The 10,375-nt window shown below is 54.7% G+C and carries 13 protein-coding genes; 7 read left to right on the top strand and 6 right to left on the bottom strand.

Features of this window, described 5'->3' with window-relative positions; translation table 11 throughout:
• Positions 1–4: 4 nt before the first annotated feature.
• Together ACZ44I_RS09130 and ACZ44I_RS09125 are read right to left on the bottom strand one after the other, a co-directional pair.
• Positions 5–466 (bottom strand): N-acetyltransferase family protein, encoded by a 462-nt coding sequence (locus ACZ44I_RS09130; RefSeq protein ID WP_464550611.1) that lies wholly within the window; start codon positions 464–466, stop codon positions 5–7.
• A 38-nt stretch (positions 467–504) separates the two neighbouring features.
• The gene (locus ACZ44I_RS09125; protein ID WP_464550613.1) at positions 505–1,194 is read right to left on the bottom strand and encodes a PEGA domain-containing protein; all 690 of its coding nucleotides are present in this window, start codon (positions 1,192–1,194) and stop codon (positions 505–507) included.
• Between the two features lie 76 nt (positions 1,195–1,270).
• Between ACZ44I_RS09125 and ACZ44I_RS09120 the strand changes: the two genes are divergently transcribed.
• The 7 genes from ACZ44I_RS09120 (at position 1,271) to ACZ44I_RS09090 (ending at position 7,574) form a co-directional block, all read left to right on the top strand.
• Positions 1,271–1,687: a PaaI family thioesterase gene (locus ACZ44I_RS09120; RefSeq protein ID WP_464576497.1), complete on the top strand. Its 417-nt coding sequence runs from the start codon at positions 1,271–1,273 to the stop codon at positions 1,685–1,687.
• Between the two features lie 83 nt (positions 1,688–1,770).
• Positions 1,771–3,351 (top strand): glutamine hydrolyzing CTP synthase, encoded by a 1,581-nt coding sequence (gene pyrG / locus ACZ44I_RS09115; protein WP_464550617.1) that lies wholly within the window; start codon positions 1,771–1,773, stop codon positions 3,349–3,351.
• A 9-nt stretch (positions 3,352–3,360) separates the two neighbouring features.
• Positions 3,361–4,278, top strand: coding sequence for a glutamine-hydrolyzing GMP synthase (gene guaA, locus ACZ44I_RS09110; RefSeq protein ID WP_464550619.1), 918 nt, complete (start codon positions 3,361–3,363; stop codon positions 4,276–4,278).
• A 6-nt stretch (positions 4,279–4,284) separates the two neighbouring features.
• Positions 4,285–5,421, top strand: coding sequence for an aspartate aminotransferase family protein (locus tag ACZ44I_RS09105; RefSeq protein ID WP_464550621.1), 1,137 nt, complete (start codon positions 4,285–4,287; stop codon positions 5,419–5,421).
• Entirely contained in the window at positions 5,414–6,460 is a 1,047-nt protein-coding gene (locus ACZ44I_RS09100) for a pyridoxal phosphate-dependent aminotransferase (RefSeq protein ID WP_464550623.1), read from the top strand. The genes ACZ44I_RS09105 and ACZ44I_RS09100 overlap by 8 nt, the downstream gene beginning before the upstream one ends.
• Positions 6,424–6,972, top strand: coding sequence for an adenylate kinase family protein (locus ACZ44I_RS09095; RefSeq protein WP_464550625.1), 549 nt, complete (start codon positions 6,424–6,426; stop codon positions 6,970–6,972). The genes ACZ44I_RS09100 and ACZ44I_RS09095 overlap by 37 nt, the downstream gene beginning before the upstream one ends.
• Positions 6,969–7,574: a CDP-alcohol phosphatidyltransferase family protein gene (locus ACZ44I_RS09090; protein WP_300334415.1), complete on the top strand. Its 606-nt coding sequence runs from the start codon at positions 6,969–6,971 to the stop codon at positions 7,572–7,574. Before ACZ44I_RS09095 ends, ACZ44I_RS09090 begins: the two co-directional genes overlap by 4 nt.
• Here the strand turns inward: ACZ44I_RS09090 and ACZ44I_RS09085 are convergent.
• The 4 genes from ACZ44I_RS09085 to ahbA are packed head-to-tail and all read right to left on the bottom strand — an operon-like array spanning position 7,519 to position 10,368.
• On the bottom strand, positions 7,519–8,211 hold the full coding sequence (locus ACZ44I_RS09085) for a hypothetical protein (protein ID WP_464550627.1): 693 nt from the start codon (positions 8,209–8,211) through the stop codon (positions 7,519–7,521). The genes ACZ44I_RS09090 and ACZ44I_RS09085 overlap by 56 nt on opposite strands.
• 21 nt (positions 8,212–8,232) lie before the next feature.
• Positions 8,233–9,420, bottom strand: coding sequence for a radical SAM protein (locus ACZ44I_RS09080; RefSeq protein ID WP_464550629.1), 1,188 nt, complete (start codon positions 9,418–9,420; stop codon positions 8,233–8,235).
• Positions 9,417–9,899: a siroheme decarboxylase subunit beta gene (gene ahbB / locus ACZ44I_RS09075; protein ID WP_464550631.1), complete on the bottom strand. Its 483-nt coding sequence runs from the start codon at positions 9,897–9,899 to the stop codon at positions 9,417–9,419. The genes ACZ44I_RS09080 and ahbB overlap by 4 nt, the downstream gene beginning before the upstream one ends.
• Complete coding sequence (gene ahbA / locus ACZ44I_RS09070) at positions 9,886–10,368, bottom strand: siroheme decarboxylase subunit alpha (protein WP_464550633.1); 483 nt, start codon at positions 10,366–10,368, stop codon at positions 9,886–9,888. Before ahbA ends, ahbB begins: the two co-directional genes overlap by 14 nt.
• Positions 10,369–10,375 lie beyond the last annotated feature (7 nt).

Raw genomic sequence — 10,375 nt, 5'->3', positions numbered from 1 at the left:
CCGGTCAATCGAGAAGAGTTTCCATATTTTTGCTGAGGATCAGGCGGTCAGCACCCGGCCCGAAGTAGTCGGGCTCAAATGAATCATCAATAAACCCAAGTGAGCGATAAAGGGGGAGAGCCGCATGGTTTTTTGGTGAGACCGAGAGGATGACCTTCACCACCTCTCTCTCCCTGAATGCTGCTAAAAGCCCTTCTATTAACCTCCGGCCGATCCCGTTCCTCTGATGAAGATCTGCCACCTGGAGCCGGAGAACCCATCCTGTATCAGGGGAAGAGCCGACGATGGATCCGATGGTATAGCCGGCGACTTCGCCATCTGCCACTGCGACGAAGAAGGTATCACCTGCTATTGCCTGCATCTGCCTGATGAAGACATATGCACCTTGAATTGAACCGGAACTCCGCTCCTCCATCCTGGAGACTGCCTCAAAATCCTCTGGTACTATTCTGCGGATGATGACCATACTATAAGAATGGTGGCTGAATAAAAAAAAGAAGTGAATTATTTCCGCCTGTAGGCGATGAGTACTGCTGCACCGACTGCGCCACCAAGAACTGCCAGGATCGATACCGGGGAAGGCTGGGGCTGGGTTGGTGCAACCGGCTGCAGGTTTGCATGGAGTTTTACCGTCTCCCCGGCTGCCGGCCAGTCAGTGATCTGGCTGGTAAAGTCCGAGTATCCTGCCTTTGAAACCCGGAATGTCTGGTAGGGGGTGGCTGTCGCATAGACCTGCACGGTTAATTCGCCATTTGCAGTTGTGCCTTTGAAATCATTGTCAAAGTAGACATTTGCACCATCGACATTTGCATAGATGGTGTACCAGCCGATGCTTCCGCCGATCGGTGCGGGCTCCGGGGTTGGCTCGGCAGGCTGCAGGGTGGCAAACAGGTTAACTGTCTCACCCATTGCGGGATAATGGGTAATCTGGCCCGTATAGGGTGTATAACCGTCCTTTGTCACCATGAAGTTGGTCACTGGTGTTCCGGTGGTATAGTACTCAACATAGAGTTTCTGATCTACGGTCTGCCCCTTGTATTCTCCTCCAAAATAGACGTCGGCTCCATCGACATTGCTGTTGATTAGGAACCAGGCCTTGTCTCCTCCCACCATCGCCGAAGCGGCGGGGAGAATCACCGCGATTGCGATGATTAATGCCAGGAAATGCTTGATTGTAACCATTGGAATTCCCATCTTTTCAGAAGGTGTTAATTATATAAAAAATATGGCGTCGAAATGCTTATGCCGGGCTGAAGGCGAGTCATAGATGATGGATTATATAGAGCGCCTGAAACTGGATTCAGATCAGGCAAACCCGTTTTTTAAGATGATGGGCGTCAATGTCATCTCATTTGCCGGGGGTCACGCGGAACTGTCTATGGAGATTGTGCAGACGATGCATAATGGGGTTGGATGGCTCCAGGGAGGCATCTTCGTTGCGCTTGCCGATGAAGCGATGGCGCTTGCCCTCTATACGGTGCTTAACCAGACCGAAGGAATCGCCACCATCTCCGAATCGACCAGCTTCCTCCGGGGAGCACGGGACGGAACGATTGTTGCGCGCGGATGGGTGGTCAGGCGTGGACGGCGGGTCGCTTTTACAGAAGCCGAAGTCCGAAGAGGCGATGGATCGGGAGAAGTTCTTGCCAGGACTACCGCATCTTTTGCGATCGTTTCAAAAAACTGACCTTCCGGGTATCCCCTCCAATACCAACCGATGCGAAGGATAATAGTTTGAGAAGAGAGACGGATCTTAAGCGGGGGTCTATCTTGAAGTATATTGTTGTGACCGGAGGGGTGATGAGTGGCCTTGGAAAAGGTATCACTGCTGCCTCAATTGGACGTATCCTGAAGAACCGGGGTTATATTGTTACTGCGGTGAAGATCGATCCCTACCTCAATATCGATGCGGGCACGATGAATCCTGCACAGCATGGTGAGGTTTTTGTGCTCCGTGACGGCGCGGAGGTCGATCTTGATCTTGGGAATTATGAACGGTTCATGGATATCGAGCTCACCTCAGATCATAATATCACCACCGGCAAAATCTACCGGACCGTCATCGATAAGGAGCGGCATGGGGATTATCTCGGGGAGACGGTCCAGATCATCCCCCATATCACCGATATGATCAAGTGCCTGATCAGATCAGCTGCTGAAAACTGGAGGACAAACGGCGATCCGGCAGATGTCTGTATCGTCGAGGTTGGCGGAACTGTCGGCGATATCGAGAGCATGCCGTTTCTGGAGGCGGTTCGTCAGATGCATGGCGAGTCTGCACCCGGCGACTTTATCCTCGTCCATGTGACGCTCATCCCCGCAGATTCGATGGGTGACCTGAAGACAAAACCGACCCAGCACTCGGTGAAGGCGCTCAGGGAGCTCGGGCTGTATCCTGATGTCATCGTTGGCAGAAGCGAGCTGCCGGTCGGTACCCATACGAAGAGAAAGATCTCGGCCTTCTGCGATGTACCGGAACGGGCGGTGATCAGTGCCACAACGGCCCCCGATACCTATCATGTCCCGATGGAGCTTGAGAAAGAGGGTCTTGCAGATGTCCTGATGGATCTCCTCCAGCTGGAGGTGCATTCTCTCTCAACTGACTGGTACCGGATTGTGACCAAAGAATATACCAGCAGAATCACCGTTGCCATCGTCACCAAGTACGGGGTTGAGGATGTCTATATGAGCATCAAGGAGGCGCTGAAGCATGCAGGGCGCTCCCTCTCGACTGAAGTGAATATCAGGTGGATCGATGCCGAGGATTGTGAGGATTCCGCCTTCAACGAGGTTGACGGTATCCTGATCCCCGGCGGATTCGGGACACGCGGTATCGAAGGAAAGATCTCCGCCATCCGGTGCGCTCGCGAGAAGAAGATCCCTTTCCTCGGCCTCTGCCTCGGCTTCCAGCTGGCAGTAGTCGAATACGCTCGGAATATCGCAGGGATCAGTGATGCGATCAGCGCAGAGATTGGAGATGGCACTCATGTGATCATGATCCTCCCCGAACAGGAGGGTGAGACGGATCTTGGCGGAACGATGCGGCTTGGAGATTATCCGGTTACAATCACTCCGGGTACAATTGCGGATCGGATCTATAAGGCACCTGAAGTGATCGAACGGCACCGCCACCGTTATGAGGTGAACCCGGAGTTTATACCGGTACTTGAAGAACATGGCCTTATCTTCTCGGGAAGAAACGGGAACCGGATGGAGATCCTGGAGATATCAGATCATCCGTTCTTCTTTGCGACCCAGTTCCATCCCGAGTTCAGGTCACGTCCGACACGGCCGTCCCCCCCGTTCCTCGGGTTCGTTACAGCATGTAAAACCGGAAAAAAGACAACATAGGTGACAACCATGGTAAATGCACAGAAATTCATTGAAGAAGCGGTTGAGGAGATAAAAGTAGCTGCAAAGGATGGCCATGTTGTCATGGCGCTCTCAGGCGGTGTCGACAGCTCGGTCTGTGCAGCACTTGCGGCACGGGCAATCGGCGATCGGCTGATCCCGATCTATGTGGATACCGGCCTGATGAGGAAAGGTGAGAGTGCCCGGATAAAGCAGCTCTTTGGGTCAATCAACCTCAAGACTGTGGATGCCTCAACTGAGTTCTTCACCTCCCTCAAAGGAATCATCGATCCCGAAGAGAAGAGGAAGGCGATCGGAGAGCGGTTCATCAGGATATTCGAGCATGAGGCAAAGGAGACCGGGGCCGAATATCTCCTCCAGGGAACTATCTATCCCGACAGAATCGAGAGCGAGGGCGGTATAAAAAGCCACCACAATGTCGGAGGAATGCCGCTTGACATCACATTCAAGGGAGTTCTTGAGCCGCTCCGGGATTTATACAAGGATGAGGTGCGGGTCGTTGCAGGTGCGCTCGGCCTCCCGCCTGAGATCCAGCACAGGATGCCGTTCCCGGGACCTGGTCTTGCGGTCAGGGTGCTCGGGGAGGTAACACCCGAGAAGGTTGCGATTGTCCGGGAGGCAAACAATATCGTCGAGGAGGAGCTGATCGAGACCTACTCCCCCTGGCAGTGCTTTGCCGCCCTCATCGGACTTGGAACGGGTGTCAAGGGCGATGTTCGGCTCCATGGCTGGATCGTCTCGGTACGTGCGGTAAACTCCCGTGATGGCATGACCGCAGATCCCCTCCGCCTGCCGTATGAGACCCTTGATCGGATCGCATCCCGTATCACCTCGGAGATCCCCGGGGTGGCACGGGTTGTCTATGATGTAACCCCAAAACCCCCTGCAACAATAGAATATGAGTGAATGAACATGGATGATTACAAGAGCCTTGATGCCAGGTACTACATGCCTGCCTTCTCCCGGACGATGATGATCCGGCGCGGGAAGGGATGTACGGTATGGGATGCTGAGGGACGTGAGTATCTCGATTGTGTGGCAGGTATTGCCGTCTGCAGCACCGGCCATTGCCATGACCATGTTGTAGAGGCGATCTGCCGGCAGGCTAAGGAGCTGATCCACTGCTCAAACCTCTACTATGTCCCAGGACAGGCAGAATATGCAGAGCGTCTGGCAACGGCAACCCAAATGGCACAGGTATTCTTCTCAAACTCCGGCGCAGAAGCAAATGACGCTGCACTGAAACTTGCACGGGTTGCAACAAAGCGAAAAGAGACCGTCGCCTTTACCCATGGTTTCCATGGGCGGACGATCGGATCTCTTGCTGTTACGCATAAGCCTGCTATCCGCGAACCATTTGAACCTCTTGGATATGGGTGCAGTTTTGTTGAGTACGGGGATCTCGATGCACTCAGAAAAGCCGTCACCACCGATACTGCCGCAGTCATCCTTGAACCTATCCAGGGTGAAGCCGGTGTCATCATCCCGCCTGAAGGGTTCATCGAGGGTGTCAGGGAGATCTGCGATGAGAAGGATGCACTCCTCATTGCTGACGAGGTGCAGTGTGGCATGGGCAGGACCGGCTCCTGGCTTCGGATGCACCAGACAAAGGTGATGCCCGATATCGTCTCGCTTGCAAAAGGGATCGCATCCGGCTTCCCAATCGGGGCAATTGCAGCACGTGAAGGTCTTGCATTTAAGAAGAGCGAGCATGGCAGCACTTTTGCGGGCGGACCGCTTGCGATGGCCGCTTCGATGGCGACGATGGATGTCATCGAGCCGATCCTCCCGGAGATTGCAGGGAAGGGGAAGCGGTTTGCCGAAGCACTGGCGAAATGGAATCCCCGTGTCTGCGGACTGATGATCGGCATCACCGTCGGCGAAGTGGAATGTCCGAAGGTCCAACAGATCTGTCTTGATCACGGCGTGCTGGTCAACTGTGCCGGAGATGGCAATCTCCGGCTTGTCCCGCCCCTGATCATCTCGGATGCCGAGATCGATCGTGCAGCAGGAGTCGTTCATGAAGCCCTCACCGAGGTCCTTGGTTAGATCCTGCTTTCTGGACGGGGGATATGTCTTTGCCGGGAAGGCAGAGGATATCGCAGAGAGGTACGGTTTCTCCGAGGTGGCACGGCTCGCCTCAAACGAGAACCCCTCCCCCCCCTCAGATTCGGCACAGGCAGCAGCAGCAGAGGCTATCATCTCCTGTAACCGCTATCCCGGCATAACGCATGAAGAACTGATCAAAAAACTACAGGAGATCTATGGTTCGTACCCGGTTGTCGCCGGTGCGGGGATGGATGGAGTCATCGAGACGGTCGTCCGGGCACTCATCACCTCTGGTGATTCGGTGGTTATCTCCTCCCCCACATTCTCCTTCTATGGGCTTGCCGTCACCGCACAGGGAGGGAAGGTCGGATATGTACCGAGGAATGCCTCTTATGAAGTCGATCCAAAATCATTCATTGCAGCTGCCAGGGATGCAAAACTCTCTTTCATCTGTTCCCCGAATAATCCCACGGGAACGGTTACGCCGCCTGAGGTGATCGCTTCTATTCTCGGGAATATCAACGGCATCCTCTTCCTCGACAACGCATATGTCGAGTTTTCAGATGTTGATTATCTGCCGCTGTTGGATCGGTACGAGAACCTGATCATCGGGCGGACGATGTCAAAGGTCTACGGGCTTGCGGGATTCCGGGTCGGGTATGCGTTTGTTCCTGAATGGTTCCAACCCTGTTATATCCGGGCAGAGACGCCGTTTGCATTGAATGCGGTCTCTGAGGCTGCCGCTGTCGGCGCACTCTCGGATCCTGCCTATGCTGATTGCTACATCGCTCATGTTACGCGGTGGCGGAGACGCTTCTGTGATGAGATCCCCTATCCGGTTGCACCGAGCGGTGCGAACTTTGTGATGATCGATCTTGCCCCCCGCACCGGAAGGGAGGCGATGGATGCACTGGGGAAGAAGGGTGTGCTGGTGCGTTCATGCGAGAGTTTCCCCGGACTTGGCGAGACTTTCATCAGGGTCTCTATCGGTGCTGACTGGGAATGCGAACGATTCCTCTCTGCGATTGTGTCACTATGATGATCGGCTTAACCGGAGTTCCCGGAACCGGAAAAACAACTGTTGCGGATATCCTTGAGGAGCGTGGGGTGTATGTTGTCCGGATCAACGACACAATCACTCCCTATATTCTCGGAAGGGACCCGGATCGTGATACAATAATCATCGACGAAGAGCTCTGGGCAGCGGAGTTTAAGCCGGTTGATGGCGTGGTGGAAGGCCATCTTGCTCATCTCCTCCCCTGTGACCGGGTGGTGATCCTCAGGTGCGATCCGGATGTGCTTGTCGATCGGCTGATTGGGCGTGGATATTCTCCTGAGAAAGCAGAAGAGAATGCACTTGCAGAAGCGCTGGACAGCACCCTCATCGAGACCCTCGAGAACCATGATTCAGAAGTGATTTATGAGTTCGAGACGACAGATACAACGAGCGAGACAGTTGCTGACTTTGTTCTGGATGTCAGGGCGGGAGATGCCTCCCCCTCACATGGCACCTGTGACTGGTCTCTCTATCTCATGAACCGGATGCCATGACCCTTGACCAGCTCCGCCCTCATATGACCGGGATTGTAACCCCGGTTGCAAGGCTCTCGATACGCCTCGGCCTCACCCCGAATACCTGCACGGTACTCGCACTTGTAGCAGCAATGGTTGCCGGGACTGCATTCTGGTACCGCGAGATCGGCCTCGGCGTCCTCTTTGTCGCCGTAAATGCGTTTTTTGATGCGATAGACGGTGCAATTGCCCGCGAATCAGGCTCTGCCGGCGTGAAGGGTGATTTCCTCGATCATGTGCTTGACCGGTATGCCGATATCATCATCATCATCGGGATCTTTGCCGGAGGATTTGCCTCCTGGGAGGTTGGCGTCTTTGCCCTCACCGGTGTCCTGATGTCCTCATATCTTGGAACCCAGGCACAGGCGGTCGGGGTGGGTCGGTACTATGGCGGGCTCCTCGGGAGGGCTGACCGGTTGGTTCTGATCCTGCTTGCGGGAATTGCGGATATTCTCCTCCCGGCAGGACTCTTCTCATGGACATACCTTGGGATCATGCTCCTGCTCTTTGGCTTCCTCGGCCATATCACCGCAATCCAGCGTTTCCGTTTTGTCTGGCGGGAGCTGAACCGTTCAGAGTGATCATCGCCTCATAGATGGCGATGATCTGCTCCACCTCAAGGACGGTCCGCTCCTCAATCGCCCCGGTTCTGCCGGAGTCCACCATATCCCAGACAATGCCGCCACCTGCTTTAGTCTCATCGCCGATGAACCGCTTCAGGAGATCGGTATGGGTGACCGGGTGCGGGATGGGATGGCGCTCCCTCAGGTACCCAATCCCGGCTGAAGCAAGGTCGAGCACCCGACAGCAGCAGAAGGTCTCGTAGAGGTCTTCTGGGGGAGCGATTTCGTGGATGAGTGCTCGCGAGTAGAGGAAGGGGATGTCAAAGGTTCCGATCCCAACACCCGCAAGAATCAAGTCCGCTTCATGCTTCTCTTTTCCTTTCAGTCTTGCCCAGCATTCCTGAAAGAGAGAATAAATTGCTGCCAGAAGATCCCTCTCGGATTCATATTCCCATATCCAGTGTCCCTGTATCCCGGGTGAGTTGATCTGAAACGGGTTACAGCAGCTGAACACACCACCGATGAGACACACTCCCGGGAGATGGGGGTTTGCGGCAAGCGAGGGGATCCTCGCCCTGCTCCGGAGCGGCCCCGGAACGTACGCTTCAAGGTCGAAGAAGAGGATGGTGGTTTTTTCCGGGTTCAGTCGTGCCATGTCTGTGAAGAAATTAGCGTGTTATTCATTTTCATTGAGGAAACAGAAGGGATCTTCTGCATGGATCTCACCGGCGAGCCGGAGCGCCCGCACCCTGCATCCGCCGCCGCAGAGGGTGATATACCGGCAATTTCCACAGTGTCCGGTAAGTGCGGGTGATGCCTCCCTGAAGATCGAGAGGACCGGATGATCAGTTGCATCCCAGATCCGGGAGAATGGCTGGTCCCTGACAGAGCCTATACGGAGATCGTCTGCCTGTGCAAACTGGCAGGGGTAGACATTCCCCTGATGGTCGATATTGGCAACCCGTGTCCCGGCACTGCATCCGCCTTTGAGGGATGCGACAAGCTCTTCTGCCTCGGCGATATCGTCGGCATTGTCCCGTTTCATTGCAGCAAGGAGGTGGATGGCATCCTGGGGCGAATCGACAGTGAGAAACTCCATTCGTTTCGGATCAGTTTCTTTTGCCCGCCTGTAGAGAAGTGTGAGCGCATCATCCACCTCACCACCGGAGAGCTGGAGACGGTTGTAGGTGTCTATGCCCCGGCCGCTTGGGACGAGCCAGTAGAGGCAGAAGCGGGATGCCCCGATCTCTTCTGCGAGATCGATGAGTGCGGGGAGTTCTGCATAGTTCTCTTTTGTCAGCGTCACCCGGACCCCGCACCTGACGCCTGCATCCCTGCAATGCGCAAATGCAGCAAGAGATCGTTCAAATGCATCAGGTCTTCCGCGGAACCTGTTGTGGGTCTCTGCGTTCGCACCATCAAGCGATATCCCTGCATAGCCGATCCCGCTCGCCTTGATCTGCTCGGCAACTTCCGGTGTGATCAGGGTGCCGTTTGTCGAGAGGGCGGTCATGATACCTCTTCTCCGGGCATGATCTGCCAGGGTCCAGATATCCTCCCTGAGGAGCGGCTCGCCGCCTGTGAAGAGGATCAGGGGAACTCTCATTGTTGCAAGGTCATCGATGAGTGCTAATGCCTCGTCTGTTGTCAGCTCGTTATTTGTGCCGTTTCCCGGACCCGATCGATTATAACAGTGGATACAGTTCAGGTTGCAGCGGTTAGTGAGGTTCCAGAAGATGACCGGCCGAAACTCGGTTGCATAGGCGAGGTACTCTCCACGGGATCCATTCCCTCCATTCTTCCTCTGATGCATCATGCCGCTGATTGTTCCTTTTCCATGGAGGCACTGTGTGATCCTGTTCATCTGGTTCCCTCTCCTGTCTGATCGATCCGGACTGCCGGGACACGCTTTAACTCTTCGGTACTGAAGAGCACCTGGTACCCGGTGATCCCTTCCTCACGTGCAAACCTGCGTACGATGGAATAGACTTCGTCCTGTGTACGGTTATGATGAACGGTATAGACAGAGTACTCCCATTTTCCGGGAACAGGCTTTCTCAGGTAGCAGTGTGATACTCCGGGAAGATCTGCGAGCCTTTCAAAACCGTCCCATCCCTTTGGCACATTCCAGGCGACAAGTGCGTTTGCAGCAATTCCGATCTCCCGCTGGTTGATCCGTGCCCGGATCTTCCTGATGATCCCTGCATCCTTCATCTTCCGGATTCGGGAGAGGATCTCCTCCTCGGGGATGCCAAGGGCAACTCCGATCCCGGCAAATGGCTGCTGCACCAGGGGGACGCCAAGTTCAAGTTCTCTCAGGATTGCCCGGTCAGTCTCGTCCATCTGATCCCTCCGGGATGCAATGAAAGCGGACATCGATCTTGTACGATCTGATAGTGGGGAGGCTGATCATATCCTCATCAGAAATACCGGCTCTCTTCTGGATATCTGATAGGATCAATTCGATCTCCTCCCCAGTTCTACCGGCGATTGTGAACCAGATGGAATAGTAATGATCCCGCCGGTAGTTGTGGGAGACTTCAGGGTAGCTGTTGATGATTGCTGCGACCTTATCTATTCGCTCTTCCGGTATGTGAAAAGCGATCAGCGATCCGGCATTCAGGCCGAATTTCCGGGATTCAAGAACAGGTGAGATATTCCTGATGATCCCGATTTCTTTCAGGCGGCAGATTCGTTCCAGGCACTCTTCTTCGCTGAGTTCGATCTGATCCCCGATCTCCTTCCAGGGGCGGGGAGTGAGGGGAAGATCATCCTGCAGGGCATCAAGGATGAGGAGATCGATCTGATCCAACCCGGTA

This window comes from Methanocalculus pumilus (genome assembly GCF_055382585.1).
The sequence above is the reverse complement of the archived record's forward strand: the minus strand, read 5'-3'. Positions and strand labels throughout refer to the sequence as shown.